At 70.6% G+C, this 14,952-nt stretch carries 13 protein-coding genes; 3 read left to right on the top strand and 10 right to left on the bottom strand.

Features of this window, described 5'->3' with window-relative positions:
- Positions 1–10: 10 nt before the first annotated feature.
- The gene (gene mqnP, locus KBX63_RS28240) at positions 11–922 is read right to left on the bottom strand and encodes a menaquinone biosynthesis prenyltransferase MqnP (RefSeq protein WP_210916481.1); all 912 of its coding nucleotides are present in this window, start codon (positions 920–922) and stop codon (positions 11–13) included.
- Positions 922–2,382 carry a menaquinone biosynthesis decarboxylase gene (locus tag KBX63_RS28235; protein WP_210916480.1) on the bottom strand — a complete coding sequence of 487 codons (1,461 nt, stop codon included), beginning with the start codon at positions 2,380–2,382 and terminating at the stop codon, positions 922–924. Before KBX63_RS28235 ends, mqnP begins: the two co-directional genes overlap by 1 nt.
- A gap of 383 nt (positions 2,383–2,765) precedes the next feature.
- On the opposite strand from KBX63_RS28235, the gene KBX63_RS28230 reads away from it, so the two are divergent.
- On the top strand, positions 2,766–2,981 hold the full coding sequence (locus KBX63_RS28230; RefSeq protein WP_210916479.1) for a hypothetical protein: 216 nt from the start codon (positions 2,766–2,768) through the stop codon (positions 2,979–2,981).
- 21 nt (positions 2,982–3,002) lie between these two features.
- Here the strand turns inward: KBX63_RS28230 and ccsB are convergent, their stop codons facing one another.
- Genes ccsB through hemL form a run of 6 tightly spaced genes read right to left on the bottom strand, consistent with a single transcriptional unit; the run spans position 3,003 to position 9,127 of the window.
- Positions 3,003–3,980: a c-type cytochrome biogenesis protein CcsB gene (gene ccsB, locus KBX63_RS28225; RefSeq protein WP_210916478.1), complete on the bottom strand. Its 978-nt coding sequence runs from the start codon at positions 3,978–3,980 to the stop codon at positions 3,003–3,005.
- On the bottom strand, positions 3,980–5,635 hold the full coding sequence (locus tag KBX63_RS28220; RefSeq protein ID WP_210916476.1) for a cytochrome c biogenesis protein ResB: 1,656 nt from the start codon (positions 5,633–5,635) through the stop codon (positions 3,980–3,982). Before KBX63_RS28220 ends, ccsB begins: the two co-directional genes overlap by 1 nt.
- The gene (locus tag KBX63_RS28215; protein WP_210916473.1) at positions 5,635–6,507 is read right to left on the bottom strand and encodes a cytochrome c biogenesis CcdA family protein; all 873 of its coding nucleotides are present in this window, start codon (positions 6,505–6,507) and stop codon (positions 5,635–5,637) included. Before KBX63_RS28215 ends, KBX63_RS28220 begins: the two co-directional genes overlap by 1 nt.
- A complete protein-coding gene (locus tag KBX63_RS28210) occupies positions 6,507–7,079 on the bottom strand; it encodes a TlpA disulfide reductase family protein (RefSeq protein WP_210916471.1) in 573 nt (190 codons plus the stop codon). The genes KBX63_RS28215 and KBX63_RS28210 overlap by 1 nt, the downstream gene beginning before the upstream one ends.
- Positions 7,079–7,726: a histidine phosphatase family protein gene (locus tag KBX63_RS28205; protein ID WP_210916468.1), complete on the bottom strand. Its 648-nt coding sequence runs from the start codon at positions 7,724–7,726 to the stop codon at positions 7,079–7,081. The genes KBX63_RS28210 and KBX63_RS28205 overlap by 1 nt, the downstream gene beginning before the upstream one ends.
- 45 nt (positions 7,727–7,771) lie before the next feature.
- The gene (gene hemL, locus KBX63_RS28200; RefSeq protein ID WP_210916466.1) at positions 7,772–9,127 is read right to left on the bottom strand and encodes a glutamate-1-semialdehyde 2,1-aminomutase; all 1,356 of its coding nucleotides are present in this window, start codon (positions 9,125–9,127) and stop codon (positions 7,772–7,774) included.
- A gap of 165 nt (positions 9,128–9,292) precedes the next feature.
- Between hemL and KBX63_RS28195 the strand changes: the two genes are divergently transcribed.
- Both KBX63_RS28195 and KBX63_RS28190 read left to right on the top strand, forming a co-directional pair.
- A complete protein-coding gene (locus tag KBX63_RS28195; protein WP_210916464.1) occupies positions 9,293–9,628 on the top strand; it encodes an STAS domain-containing protein in 336 nt (111 codons plus the stop codon).
- 105 nt (positions 9,629–9,733) lie between these two features.
- Positions 9,734–9,919: a hypothetical protein gene (locus KBX63_RS28190; RefSeq protein ID WP_247663456.1), complete on the top strand. Its 186-nt coding sequence runs from the start codon at positions 9,734–9,736 to the stop codon at positions 9,917–9,919.
- A 9-nt stretch (positions 9,920–9,928) separates the two neighbouring features.
- Here KBX63_RS28190 and KBX63_RS28185 read toward each other — a convergent pair whose 3' ends face one another.
- Together KBX63_RS28185 and KBX63_RS28180 are read right to left on the bottom strand one after the other, a co-directional pair.
- Positions 9,929–10,483, bottom strand: a complete 555-nt coding sequence (locus KBX63_RS28185; protein ID WP_210916462.1) for a two-component system response regulator — start codon at positions 10,481–10,483, stop codon at positions 9,929–9,931.
- Positions 10,480–14,847, bottom strand: a complete 4,368-nt coding sequence (locus KBX63_RS28180) for a HAMP domain-containing protein (protein ID WP_210916461.1) — start codon at positions 14,845–14,847, stop codon at positions 10,480–10,482. Before KBX63_RS28180 ends, KBX63_RS28185 begins: the two co-directional genes overlap by 4 nt.
- Between the last annotated feature and the right edge of the window lie 105 nt (positions 14,848–14,952).

Below are 14,952 nucleotides of genomic sequence, written 5' to 3'. Positions count from 1 at the left end.
CGCCCAACCGTCAGGGCCGCAGGTCGAGCCGGATCACCAGGTCGAGCAGGGCGAAGGCGAACAGCGCGATGCCGACGAAGCCGTTCGCGGTGAAGAACGCCCGGTTGACCTTGCTCAGGTCGGTCGGGGTGACCACCAGGTGCTGGTAGCCGAACGCGACCGCGGTGAGCGCCAGACCGACCCACCAGAGCCAGCCGAACCCGACCACCGCCCCGAACCAGACGAAGAGCCCGAAGGTCACCACGTGCGCCACGGTGGAGGCGTGCAGCGCGAAGCGCCGGCCGTACCGGGCGGGCACGCTGTGCACGCCGATCTCCCGGTCCACCTCGTCGTCCTGGCAGGCGTAGATCAGGTCGAACCCACCGATCCACAGCCCGACCGCCGCGCCGAGCAACCAGGCCGGCCAGGAGCCGTCCAGGGTGCCGGTGACCGCCAGCCAGGCGCCGACCGGGCCGACCGCCTGGGCGACGGCGAGGATCGCGTGTGGCCAGTTGGTGAACCGCTTGCCGTACGGGTAGACCACCAGCGGCACCACGGCGAGCGGCGCCAGCACCAGGCAGAGCGGGTTGAGCAGGGCGGCGGCGGCGAGGAAGACCACCAGCGCGACGGCCGCGCCGGTCCAGGCCGTTCGCACGCTCACCGCCCCGGTGACCAGTTCCCGCGCGGCGGTACGCGGGTTCCGCGCGTCGATCCGCCGGTCGAGGATCCGGTTGGCGGCCATCGCGAACGTCCGCGCCCCGACCATCGCCACGGTGATCAGCAGCAGGTCCATCCAGCGCACCCGGCCGCCGTTGACCTGCATCGCGGTCAGCGCCGACAGGTACGCGAACGGCAGCGCGAAGACCGAGTGTTCGATGGTGACGAGCTTGAGGAACGACTTGATCCGGCCCGGCCGTTCGGCCGGCGCGTCGAGGACCGCCATCAGATGCCGTACTCCTTCCAGCGCTTGTCGACCAGGGAGGTGACCTCCGGCGACATGCTCATCTCCTCCGGCCAGCCGCGGGTGTATCCCTCGGTGGGGAGCTTGCGGGTCGCGTCGACGCCCACCTTGCCGCCCCAGAACTGCTGGTACGACGCGTGGTCGAGGTGGTCGACCGGGCCCTCGGTGAGCAGCAGGTCGCGCGCGTAGTCGACGTTGCCGAAGGCGCGGAAGGCGACCTCGTTGTAGTCGTGCACGTCGCAGTCCTCGTCGACGATCACGATCAGCTTGGTCAGCGACATCAGGTGCGCGCCCCAGATCGCGTTCATCACCTTCTGCGCGTGCTTCGGGTAGCGCTTGCGGATCGACACGATCGCGCAGTTGTGGAAGACACCGGCGGCCGGCAGGTCGTAGTCCACGATGTCCGGGATCAGCAGCTTGAGCAGCGGCTGGAAGATCCGCTCGGTGGCCTTGCCGAGGCCGTGGTCCTCCTGGGGCGGCTTGGAGGTGACGATCGAGTGGTAGACCGGCTTGCGCTGCATGGTCATCGCCTCGATGTGCAGCACCGGGAACGGCTCGACCGGCGTGTAGAAGCCGGTGTGGTCGCCGAACGGCCCCTCGGGCAACCGCTCGCCGGGCTCCAGGTAGCCCTCCAGCACGATCTGCGCGTGGGCCGGCACCTGCAACGGCACGGTCAGGCAGTCGACCATCTCCACGCGTTCGCCGCGCAGGAACCCCGCGAACAGGTACTCGTCGATGTCGCCGGGCAGCGGTGCGCTGGCCGCGTACGAGACGACCGGGTCGCAGCCGATCGCGACCGCGACCGGCAGGCGCTGCCCGAGCCGCTCGGCGACGGCATGGTGGGCGGTCGAGTCCTTGTGGATCTGCCAGTGCATGCCCAGGGTGTCGCGGCCGTGCTGCTGGAGCCGGTACAGCCCGAGGTTGCGCTTGCCGGTCTCCGGGTGCTTGGTGTGGGTGAGCCCGTAGTTGTGGAAGATCCCGCCGTCGCCGGGCCAGACCTGGAGCCCGGGCAGCCGGTTCAGGTCGACGTCCTCGCCCCGGTAGACCACCTCCTGGCAGGGCGCGGTCTTCACCTTGCGCGGCGGCACCGACTTGAGCTGCATGACCTTGCCGAGGCCCTCACGGATGCCGGACCAGCCGACCGGCAGATCCGGCTTGATCAGCGCGCCGATCCGGGCGCCGATCTCGTCCAGCGAGTCGACGCCGAGCGCCATCGCCATCCGCTTCTCGGTGCCGAACAGGTTGATCGCCACCGGCATCTCGCCGCGGGTGGGGCGCTCGAAGAGCAGCGCCGGCCCGCCGGCCCGCACGGTGCGGGTGACCACCTCACTGATCTCCAGGGTCGGGTCGACCGGGACGTCGACCCGACGCAGCTCGCCCGCGCGTTCCAGGGCTGCGAGAAAGTCCTTGAGATCGGTGTACGGGAAGCCACGAGCCGCCATGCCCGCCAGTCTCCCGCACCGGGTCCGTCGCGGACGAAGCCGGGTGCTGTGACGTACGTCCGGAACCGGTTCCGGCGACCCTCCGGCGGGCCGGTCAGGGGGCGGGCGTCCAGGCGTGGACGGCCAGCGCCGGGTCGAGCGGCGCCCGGGTGAGCCGGTTGGCGAAGGGCGGAGATCTTCGACCGGCTGCGCGAGCGGTGGGCCGAGACCCTCGGCCCCGAGCGGGTCGACGCCCTGGAGGACGACCTGCGGGCGATGGCAGCCGCCAACTGGTTCCGGCTCGACGTGCCGGGCTGGTTCGGCGGCTGACCCGGCAACCGGAAATCGGCGAGGTATCTCACCGGCCGTGGCGGACCAGCGGTGTACGGGGGCAGGGTGGAGCCATGTCGGACGCCTACGTCGTCGGCGACCCGGACGGGTTGTCGCCCCTGTTGGTCGAGTTGCGCGACGCCATCGCACGGGAGCTGCACGCCCAGCTGGCGCTACGCGCCGAGCGGATCGAGCTCGCCGATCTGCCCGAGGTGGCCTACCAGGTCACCGTCCAGGTCGACCGGACGCTGCGCGGCTGGCGGCCCAGGTCGCCGGAGTCCGACGGGTAGAGCCTCGGGGCTACCCGACCGTCAGTCGAGGCCGCCGTACGAATGCAGGCCGGTGAAGAAGATGTTCACGCCGAACAGGTTCATCAGCATGGTGAGGAAGCCGAGCACCGCGAGCCAGGTGGCCACGTTGCGCTTGACGCTGGGCGTGGCCCGGGCGTGCAGGTAGCCCGCGTACACCACCCAGGAGATGAACGCCCAGGTCTCCTTCGGGTCCCAGCCCCACGGCCGCCCCCAGGCCGCCTCGGCCCAGATCGCGCCGGCGATCACCGCGAAGGTGAAGATCGGGAAGGCGAAGGCGTGCAACGCGAAGGTCAGCCGCTCGAGACCGGCCGCGCCGGGCAGCCGCTTGGCCAGGGTGTACGGGAAACTCCGCTTGCCCTGCTCGTACCCGGCGCGCATCAGGTAGCCGACCGCCGGCACCACGCCGAGCAGGAAGATGCCGGACGCGAAGACGATGGTCGAGACGTGGATGACGAACCAGTACGAGTTCAGCGCCGGCACCAGCGGCACGATCGGCACGTACAGCACCAGCTCGGCGGTGGCGACCAGCAGCACCATCACCAGGGTGAGGAACAGCCCGAGCTTGCGCAGCGACGGCCGCCTCCAGAGCACCACCAGCCAGGCCGCGACCCCGACGAACGTCACCGTGAGCACGAACTCGTACATGTTGCCCCAGGGCATCCGGTCGGCCGCGATGCCGTGCGTGACCAGCGCCCCGAGGTGCAGCGCGGCCGCGAGCGCGGTGGCCCCCACCGCGACCAGGCCGGCGATCCGGGCACGCCGCGCCGAACGGCCGGGCACGGCCGACGGTGAGACCGGTGCGGGCGACGCGGGTACGCCGCCGCCCCCGACGCCGGCGCCCACCAGCTCGCGGGTGGGAACCGCGGCAGCGACCCGGGCGCGAGTGTTGCCCAGCGCGTACTCCACGGCATGGCTGATCATCGCGACCAGGTACGCCAGGATCGCGAAGGTCACCAGATTGTCGGAGAGTGCGGACATCACTCGGTCCCTTCTCGCACGCCGGTCCGGTCGCTTCCGTCGCGATCCGTGCCGGCCCGCTCGGTCGCCCGTTCGTCACCGCTGATCGCGGCGACGAGTTGGGCGAACTCGTCGGCGAACCCTGGATAGTCGGTGCGCGGCAACCCACCGGCCTCCATCAAGCTACTACCGGCCGTCGGAGATCCATCCGCGGGGTCAGCCGGCATCACCCGGAAGAACACCCGGCGGCGGCGCCCGAACAGCGACCCCATCAGCCCGACCAGCAGGAAACCGCAGCTGATCAGCAGCATCGTCGAGCCGGGGTCGTGCCGGACGGAAAGGGTCACGTACCGCTCGGTGCCCAGGAACTCGACCTTGGTGCCGTCGTCGAGCGTCCAGCTCTCGCCCTTGCGGAGCAGCTTGGTGCCGACCTCCTTGACCTTGCCGGCCCGCACCTGCCGCTGGTCGAGCTGGTAGACCGAGCCGGGGATGCCCGCGTCCAGCCCGAGGTTGCCCCGGTAGGCGACCAGGTTCAACGCCGGGTTGCGCTCGGTCGGGTACTCGGAGCGGGCGAACGGGGCCTGCTGCGGCGCCGTGGGCAGGTAGATGCCGGTGAAGGCCATCTGCTCATCCGGTGCGCGCCGCCCGGTACGCGGGTCGACGTTCGCATCCGGGAAGGCCGCCAGCCCCTCGCTGGTCAGGCCGCTGTCCCCGGTGGTCAGGAACGGCTCGTCGCTGACCTGGCTGCGGCCGAACCGGTCGGTGTAGCGGATCACCGGGGCGTACCCGTGGCCGAGCAGGTAGACGCTCGCGCCGCCCAGCCGAAGGGGCGAGTTCACCGAGAAGTTTCCGCTGCGGGTGGGCTCGTCGGGGCCGTCGACGGTCACCCTGGCATTGAAGAACTCCGGCTGGCCGGACGCCAGGAACCGGGCCTCGAAATCGTCCAGCCGGAGGCAGAAGCGGGGCAGATCCTCGCTGTCCACGCGGGGGCCGAGCTTCGCCTCGGCGTACTGCTGCCGGGTGTTGCAGAAGGCGTTGTCCGCACCCGCCACCAGCAGCCGGTTGCCGCTCCAGCCGTACCACGAGCCGAGCGCGACGCCGATCAGCACGGCGATCAGCGAGGTGTGGAACAGCAGGTTGCCGGTCTCCTTGAGGTAGCCCTTCTCGGCGGACACCTCGTCGCCGCGGACCTCCACCCGCCAGCGCCGGCGGCGCAGCACCTCGGCGATCGCCGCCGCGCCACCCGCCGGGGCGGGCAGCACCGCGTGCTGCGGCAACCGCTGGAGCCGCTTCGGCGCGGCCGGCGGCCGGGACCGCAGGGCCCGGACGTGATCGCGCAGGCGGGGCGTGATGCAGCCGATCAGCGAGGTGAACAGCAGCAGGTAGATCGCGGAGAACCAGACCGAACCGAAGACCTCGAACGCGCCGATCCGGTCCAGCCGAGGGGCCAGGTCCGGGTGATCGGTGAAGTACTCGTTGACCTTCTCCGGGCTGATCCCCCGCTGCGGCAGCACCGAGCCGGGAATGGCGGCGACCGCGAGCAGGAAGAGCAGGATCAGCGCGGTACGCATGCTGGTCAGCTGCCGCCACGAGTTGCGCAGCAGGGCCAGCAGCCGGTTGGGTCGACGCCGCGGCGCCGGGGCCGCGGTCTCCGGCCGGTCGTCCACGACCGTCATCAGATGCTCACCTCGCCCACCCCGACGGTGGTCTGCAACCAGATCACGAAGCTCTGCCATCCGCCGGTGACCAGCGCAAGGCCGATCAGGATGAGCAGGGCGCCGCCGACCCTGGTGACCCAGCGGCTGTTGCGCCGGACGGCGCGGAAGACCCCGAGCAGGCGCTGGAAGCCCAGCCCGAAGACGACGAACGGTATCCCCAGCCCGAGGCAGTACGCCACAGCGAGCACCACGGCGCGGTCGCTCTGGCCGCTCGCGGTGGCCATGCCCATCACCGCGCCGAGCGTGGGGCCGGTGCAGGGCACCCAGCTGAGCGCGAAGACGGCGCCGAAGACCGGGGCACCGAGCAGCCCTGCGGAGGGCAGCCGGGAGATCCGGAACTCTCGTTGCAGGGCCGGGATGAGCCCGAGGTAGCCCAGACCGAGCACGATGATCAGCGCGCCGATCACGATCTCGAGCTGCCGCTCGTAGTCGAAGAAGACCCGGCCGATGCTGGCGAACAGGATCGCGGTGGCGACGAAGACGACGGTGAAGCCGGCGATGAAGAGCAGCGTCCCGGCGAGCACCCGGCCCTTGACCGCGCCCACGCGCGCGACCCGCTCCCGTACCGCGACACCGGTGCCGCCGTCGCGCTCACGCTCGGCGGCGGTGTCAAGAGGGGGCCCCTGCTCCACCGCAGGCGTTAACAAGGTGCCCTTCCTTGCACGGCCGTCCAGGTCGGCGCCGGCGAGGCCGGTGACGTACGAGAGGTAGCCGGGGACCAGCGGAAGCACGCACGGGGAGAGGAAGCTGACCAGGCCGGCGAGCGCCGCCGCACCGATGGCGAGCAGCAGCGGGCCGCTCAGGGCCAGCTCCCGGAAGGTCCCGCCCATCAGCGGGAACCGTTGGCCGGCTGCTCGGCGGCGATCCGCTCGACGATCGGTTGCAGGCCCTCCTGCTTGACCGCGGCGCGGATCACCGAGGCGATCCGGCCCTCCCGGTCGAGCACCACGGTCGCCGGGACGGTGTTCGGCGGGATGTCCAGGGCGAGCGCCAGCTTGCTCGGCGGGTCGAACAGGCTCGGATAGGTGACCCGGCCCTCCTCGAACGCCTTGGCCTTGTCCCGCTGGTCCTGCACGTTGATGCCGAGGAAGGTCACTCCGGAGCCCTTGGTGGCCTGGTAGGTGGCTTCCAGGTCGTCCGCCTCGGCCCGGCACGGCGCGCACCAGGAGCCCCAGAAGTTGACCACGACCACCTGGCCGCGGGCCTGGCTGACGTCGTAGCTGCCGCCGGTGAGCAGCTCACCGGCGAGCGTCGGGGGCGCCGAGCGCTGGTCCGGAGCGCACTCGATGATCCCGTCGGAGGTGGTCGTGCAGGTCTTCTCCCGGCCCTGCGACGTGCAGCCGACCAACGCCACCGCGGCGACGGTGGCGAGCAGGCCGGCGGTCCACCTCCGGGCGTTCATCAGGCCCCCTTGGCCGTCCGGGCGGTCGCGGAGAGAGCGATCAGGTGCGCGGCCGGCTCGCTGTAACCGATGCCGACCACCTTCGCGCCGTCGAAGTGGAACGACGTGAGGCTGGCCAGCCCACACTGCCGCTTGCGCGGGTCGTGCCAGAGCCGCTTGCGCTCGACGTACCGGCGCAGCGTCCAGATCGGGAGCTGGTGCGAGACCAGCACCGCCTCGCGCCCCTCGGCGGCGACCCGGGCGGCCTGCACGGCGGCGAACATCCGCTCCGCGATGACCCGGTACGCCTCGCCCCAGGACGGGGTCATCGGGTCGCGCAGCACCCACCAGTTGCGCGGGTCGCGGAACGACCCGTCGCCCGGCGACACCTTCTTGCCCTCGAACCAGTTGGCGCTCTCGATCAGCCGCTCGTCCACCCCGACCGGCAAGCCGAACTGGGCGGCGATCGGCTCGGCGGTCTGTTGGGCGCGCTCCAGCGGGCTCGCCACCACGTGCACGATCTCCCGCTCGGCCAGCCCCTGCGCGGCGGCCTTGGCCATCTGCACACCCAGCTCGGAGAGGCGGAAACCGGGCAGCCGACCGTAGAGGATCTGGTCGGGGTTGTACACCTCGCCGTGCCGGAGCACGTGGACCACCGTCTTGCTCACGACTGCGCCCCCTTCGTTCGCGACTGCGGGGCTCGCAAAACCGGCTCACTCCTCGCGCTCACGCCACCCCCCGAGACCCGCCGCTGCCGCCGCGTTCGCCGCCGTCGGCAGCGCGGCGGCGATCTGCTCCAGAGCGGCATCGTCGATCGCCGCCGACACGAACCACGACTCGAACGCGCTCGGCGGCAGGTAGACGCCGGCGGCGAGCATCGCGTGGAAGAACGCCTTGAACGCCGGCGCCTGCTGGGTGCGGGCGCTGTCGTAGTCGACCACGTCGGCGTCGGTGAAGAAGATGGAGAACATGCTGCCCGCGTACGACAGTCGGTGCGGGACCCCGGCGGCGGCCAGCGCGTCGGCGGCGAGCTTGCCCACGACGGCGGCGGTCTCGTCGAGGCGGCGGTACAGCTCGTCGTCGGCCAGCCGCAGGGTGGCCAGGCCGGCGGCGCAGGCCAGCGGGTTACCGGAGAGCGTGCCGGCCTGGTAGACCGGGCCGGCCGGGGCGAGCCGCGCCATGATCTCGGCGCGCCCGCCGAACGCGGCGGCGGGCAGCCCACCGCCCATGACCTTGCCGTACGTCCACAGGTCGGCGTCCGACGGGTCGAGGCCGTGCCAGCCGGCTCGGGAGACCCGGAACCCGGTCATCACCTCGTCCACCACGAGCAACGCACCGTGCGCGTGCGCGATTCGGGCGAGCTGCTGGTTGAAGCCGTCGCGGGGGGCGACCACGCCCATGTTGCCGGCGGCAGCCTCGGTGATCACCGCTGCGATGTGCGGACCCTCGGCGGCGAAGGCCTCCTCGACCGCCCTGATGTCGTTGTACGGCAGCACGATCGTCTCGCTGGCCGCGGCTCCGGTGACACCGGGCGAGTCGGGCAGGCCCAGGGTGGCCACGCCGGACCCGGCCGACGCGAGCAGCGCGTCGACGTGCCCGTGGTAGCAGCCGGCGAACTTGATGATCTTGGAGCGCCCGGTGAAGCCACGGGCCAGCCGGATCGCCGACATGGTCGCCTCGGTGCCGGAGTTGACCAGGCGCACCTGCTCCACCGGGGTCCGATCGACGATCTCGGCGGCCAGCTCCACCTCAGCGGGCGTGGGGGTGCCGAAGCTGGTGCCCCGGGCGGCGGCGGCCTGCACGGCGTCCACCACCTGCGGGTGGGCGTGCCCGAGGATCAGCGGACCCCAGGAGCAGACCAGGTCCACGTAGCGGCGGCCATCGGCGTCGTGCAGCCACGGGCCCTCGCCTCGGACCATGAAGCGGGGGGTGCCGCCGACCGCCTGGAAGGCGCGCACGGGGGAGTTCACCCCGCCCGGCACGATGGCGCGGGCGCGGTGGAACAGGGCCTCGGAGGCCGGAGCCTCGGCCGGGTAGCGGCCGGATTCGGCGGAGAAGGTGTCGGTCACGATGCCGCCATTGTGTCAGCGCCGGACGGTCAGTCAGCAGCCACCCCGGGCTGGGGTTACCGGGCTCACCCGCCCCCGGCACCCACCGGCGGCGCCGACACCGCGCCCGGCGGCGGCTGTCAGCCTCGGCAGGCCGGGTCGTCCGGATCGCGCTAGGCTGACCGGGTGGATCGTGCCGAACTGTCCATCACGCTACACCGGACGGGCGACGAAGCAGTGCTGCGCCTGGCTGGTGAGATCGACATGCTCACCGCCGCGCAGCTCTCCACCGTGGTCAACGAGGTGCTGGCCGACCCGCCCCCGCGGATCGTGCTCGACATGGGTGGCGTCACTTTCTGCGACTCGCAGGGCCTGGGCACCCTGGTCGTGCTCAGCCGCAAGGCCAGCCACGCGCAGAGCCTGCTGATGCTGACCCACGTGGGCGACTTCCTGATCCGCGTTCTGGACATCACCGGCCTCCGCAGCGCCCTGATGATCCGCAACGACCAACCCACCGGCTGACCCCGGCTCCCCTCCGCCCGCCCCCCAGGTCGCGTCGATCTAGGGGAAATCGTGGTGAGTTGATCTCCACGGACAGCGACCTGCCCTAGATCGACGGGGCGATAGATGCTGATCCGCGAGCCGGTTCCCCGGTCCCGCCGGGATCGCTACCGGATGCCGGACAACCCCTGGTACGAGGCGACCATCACCAAGACCGGGCTCTACTTCGTGCAAGAGGAGATCGACTCGCTCGGCGAGCGATGGCGGACCCGTCGGGCCGCCACCGGCCACGTCCGGCCCGGCGAGGTCTGAGCACCCCCGTCAGGAGGTGTTGCCCCAGCGGGCCTGCTCGAGCAGCCGCACCGCCCGGTCCAGGCCCTCCGGCTCGTCGGAACGGAGCAGGGTGGTCGCCTCGTCGACCGCGTCGGTGAGCCGCCGCCACTGCGTGTCGCGCTCCCGCACCAGGTCCGACTGGGCGGCCAACTGCCGGGTCTTCACCCACAGCTCGACGAAGACCGACACCTTGGCGCGCAGCACCCACGGGTCGAACGGCTTGGTCAGGTAGTCGACCGCGCCCACCTGGTACCCGCGCAGGGCGAGCTGGGCGTCCCGGTCAGCGGCGGTGAGGAAGATGATCGGCACGTGCCGGGTCCGCTCCCGGCGCTTGATGTGGCTGGCCGTCTCGAAGCCGTCCATGTCCGGCATCTGCGCGTCCAGCAGGATCACCGCGAAGTCGTCCACCAGCAACTGCTTGAGCGCCGCTTCGCCGCTCTCCACCGCCACCGACTGGACCGGCAGCCCCTGGAGGATCGCCTCCAGGGCCATCAGATTCTCCCGCCGGTCGTCCACGAGCAGCGCCTTGGCCATCTGGGTCACGAAATCTCCTCGGTCCGGCTGCCGCTGATCCAGGACGACATCAGCTCGATCAGGTCGTCCAGGTCGACCGGCTTGGTGATGTAGTCGCTGCCCCCGGCCGCGAGCGCCGACTCGCGGTCGCCCGGCATCGCCTTCGCGGTCAGGAAGACGACCGGCAGGTCGGCGAAACGGTGGTTGCGTCGGATCTGGCGGGTGGTCTCGTACCCGTCCTGGTCCGGCATCATGGCGTCCATCAGCACGATGTCCACCTCCGGATGCTCGGCCAGCAGGCGGACACCGTCCGCCCCGTTGTCCGAGTACAACACGGTCATCCCGTGCAGCTCCAACGCGCTGGTCAGGGCGAAGACGTTGCGCACGTCGTCGTCCACTATCAACACGGTCGCGCCGTCCAGCTGGCGGGTGGCCGGCGCCTCCGGCCGCTGAGGCAGCAGCTCCAGCGGCGGCATCAGCAGCGACGACGGCAGGCCGGCGCGCTGCGGGGACGGCGGCTGAGGTGCGACCACCGCATCCGGGGCCAACACGTGCGGTACGAACAGGGTGAAGGTCGACCCCTGCCCCGGCGCGGACGACACGGTGATCGTGCCGCCGATCAACCGAGCCAGATCACGGCTGATCGACAGGCCCAGGCCGGTGCCACCGTAACGGCGGCTGGTGGTGCCGTCCGCCTGTTGGAACGCCTCGAAGATGATCGACAGCTTGTCGTCGGAGATGCCGATCCCGGTGTCGATCACGGTGAACGCGATCACCTGCTGGGCGTTGGTCAACGCCGGCACGTCGAACACCGCGTTCTCCGCCGCCGGGGCGATCCGCAACGTCACCGCGCCGTTGTCGGTGAACTTCACCGCGTTGGAGAGCAGGTTGCGCAGGATCTGCTGCAACCGCTGCGCGTCGGTGACCAGCGCCGGCGGCAGGTCCTTGCTCACCCGCACCTGGAAGTCCAGGCCCTTCTCCTCGGCCTGCGGCGCGAACGCCTGCTCCACGTAGCCGCGGATCTCCGCGAACCGGATCTCGGTCGGCTCGACGTCCATCCGACCCGCCTCGATCTTGGACAGGTCCAGGATGTCGTCGATCAGCCTGAGCAGGTCCGAACCGGCGCTGTGGATCGTCCGGGCGAACTCGATCTGCTTCGGGTTGAGGTTCTGCTCCGAGTTCTCCGCCAGCAGCCGGGCCAGCAGCAGCAAGGAGTTCAGCGGCGTCCGCAGCTCGTGGCTCATGTTGGCCAGGAACTCCGACTTGTACGCCGAGGCCCGGGTGAGCTGCTGCGCCTTCTCCTCCAGGCCGAGCCGGGCCAGCTCGATCTCCCGGTTCTTCGTCTCGATGTTGCCCTTCTGCTCGGAGAGCAGGGTCGCCTTCTCCTCCAGCTCGGCGTTGGTGCGCTGCAACTCCGCGGACTGCTCCTGGAGCTCGTGCGCAAGCCGCTGCGACTGGGCCAGCAACTCCTCCGTACGCCGGTTGGCCTGGATGGTGTTGACCGCAATGCCGATGGTCAGCACCAGCCGCTCCAGGAACGACAGGTGCAGCTCGGAGAAGGCGGCCACGCTGGCGAACTCGATCACCCCGAGCAGCTCCCCCTCGAACAGCACGGGGAGCACCACCAGGTCGGACGGGGGTGTATCGGCCAGGCCGGAACGCAGCGTGAGTCGGCTGTTCGGAGAGGCACTGACCCGGATCGTCCGGCGGGAGAGCGCGGTCTGCCCGACCAGCCCCTCACCCGGCCCGAAGGTGACGTCGTGCCCCCGTGCCACGTACCCGTAGGAGGAGGTCAACCGCAGCCGCATGCTCCCGTCGGTGTCGTCGGCCAGGAAGAAGGCGCCGAGCTGGGCGTCGACCAGCGGGGTCACCTCGGTCATGATCATGCGGCAGACCTCACCGAGATCCCGCTGGCCCTGCAACAGGCCGCCGATCCGGGCCAGGTTCGAGTCCAGCCAGCCCTGCTCGGCGTTCTTCTTGGTCGTCTCCCGAAGGGTGACGATCATCTGGTTGATGTTGTCCTTCAGCTCGGCGACCTCGCCCTGCGCCTTGACCGCGATCCGCTGGGTAAGGTCGCCGCGCGTCACCGACGTGGACACCTGGGCGATGGCCCGCAGCTGGGTGGTCAGCGTCGAGGCGAGCTGGTTGACGTTCTCGGTGAGGTCCCGCCAGGTGCCGGAGACGCCCTTCACCTGCGCCTGACCGCCCAGCTTGCCCTCAATGCCCACCTCACGGGCCACCCGGGTCACCTCGTCGGCGAACGACGACAGCTGGTCCACCATCGTGTTGACGGTTGACTTCAGCTCCAGGATCTCGCCCTGCGCGTCCACCGTGATCTTCTGGCTCAGGTCGCCCTTGGCCACGGCCGTGGTCACCGAGGCGATGTTGCGGACCTGGCTGGTGAGGTTCGACGCCATCGAGTTGACGTTGTCGGTCAGGTCACGCCAGGTGCCGGAGACACCCTTCACCTGTGCCTGGCCACCGAGCTTGCCCTCGGTCCCCACCTCGCGGGCCACCCGGGTCACCTCGTCGGCGAACGACGACAGCTGGTCCACCATCGTGTTCACCGTGGACTTCAACTCCAGGATCTCGCCCCGAGCGTCCACCGTGATCTTCTGCGACAGGTCACCCTTCGCCACGGCGGTGGAGACCTGGGCGATGTTGCGCACCTGGGCCGTCAGGTTCGACGCCATCGAGTTGACGTTGTCGGTCAGGTCACGCCAGGTGCCGGCGACCCCGCGTACCTGTGCCTGGCCACCGAGCTTGCCCTCGGTGCCCACCTCGCGGGCCACCCGGGTCACCTCGTCGGCGAACGACGACAGCTGGTCCACCATCGTGTTCACCGTGGACTTCAACTCCAGGATCTCGCCCCGAGCATCCACCGTGATCTTCTGCGACAGGTCACCCTTGGCCACCGCCGTGGTCACCGACGCGATGTTGCGCACCTGGCTGGTCAGGTTCGACGCCATCGAGTTGACGTTGTCGGTCAGGTCACGCCAGGTGCCGGAGACACCCTTCACCTGCGCCTGACCGCCCAGGTTGCCCTCGGTGCCCACCTCGCGCGCGACCCGGGTCACCTCGTCGGCGAACGACGACAGCTGGTCCACCATCGTGTTGACGGTGTTCTTCAGCTCCAGGATCTCGCCCTGCGCGTCCACCGTGATCTTCTGCGACAGGTCACCCTTGGCGACCGCCGTGGAGACCTGCGAGATGTTGCGGACCTGGCTGGTCAGGTTGCCCGCCAGCTGGTTGACGTTCTCGGTGAGGTCGCGCCAGGTGCCGGAGACCCCGCGTACCTGGGCCTGGCCGCCCAGCTTGCCCTCGATGCCCACCTCACGGGCCACCCGGGTCACCTCGTCGGCGAACGACGACAGCTGGTCCACCATCGTGTTGACGGTGTCCTTCAGCTCCAGGATCTCGCCCTGCGCCGCCACCGTGATCTTCTGCGACAGGTCGCCCCGTGCCACCGCCGTGGACACCTGGGCGATGTTGCGGACCTGCGCGGTCAGGTTCGACGCCATCGAGTTGACGCTGTCGGTGAGGTCCTTCCAGGTGCCGGCCACGTTCGGCACATCGGCCTGACCGCCCAGCTTGCCCTCGGTGCCCACCTCACGGGCCACCCGGGTCACCTGCTCGGCGAAGAGCCGCAGCGTGTCGGTGAGGTAGTTCATCGTGGCGGCCAGCTCGGCGACCTCACCGCGCGCGCTGACCGTGATCTTCTGCGACAGGTCGCCCTTGGCCACCGCCGTCGCCACCTGCGAGATCGACCGCACCTGGCCAGTCAGGTTCGACGCCATGGTGTTGACCGAGTCGGTGAGGTCCTTCCAGGTGCCGGCGACACCCCGGACGTCGGCCTGGCCGCCCAGCTTGCCCTCGGTGCCCACCTCGCGGGCCACCCGGGTCACCTCGTTCGAGAACGACGAGAGCTGGTCGACCATCGTGTTCACGGTGCGCCCGATGCGCAGGTACTCACCACGGAGCGGCCGGCCGTCGATCTCCAGCGCCATGTGCTGGGACAGGTCGCCGTCCGCGACCGCCACGATCACCCGCGCTATCTCGGTGGTCGGTCTGCCCAGGTCGTCGATCAGCGAGTTGATCGCCCGCTGGCCCTCCGCCCAGGAGCCGTCCAGCCCCTCGTCGTCGAGCCGCTCGGTGAGCCGGCCGTCCCGACCCACGATCCGGCTGATCCGCCGCAGGTCCAGGTACTGCCGCTCCTGGAGCGAGACCACCTCGTTGAAGGCGTCCGCCACCTCGCCACCCTTACCGGCGCGGCGGGGTAGCCGGACCTTCAGGTCGCCGCGACGGACCCGCCGCAGCGCCTCGGTCAACTCATCGAGGAGCGCCTCGTGGTCGGATGCGGACGGATCCGCCACCGACTGCTTCGCCGTGGTCATCATTCCTCGCTCAACTCGGGGGCGCCGGCCCGTGCGGACACGCCGGCATCCCATATTGTGCCCGCGCGCGCCCCAGTGCCAGGGTTCGCGACCCGCCAATCGACC

The organism is Micromonospora sp. U21 (assembly GCF_018070045.1).
In the GTDB taxonomy this organism is placed as follows: domain Bacteria; phylum Actinomycetota; class Actinomycetes; order Mycobacteriales; family Micromonosporaceae; genus Micromonospora.
This window is presented reverse-complemented; position numbering and strand designations above follow the sequence as displayed.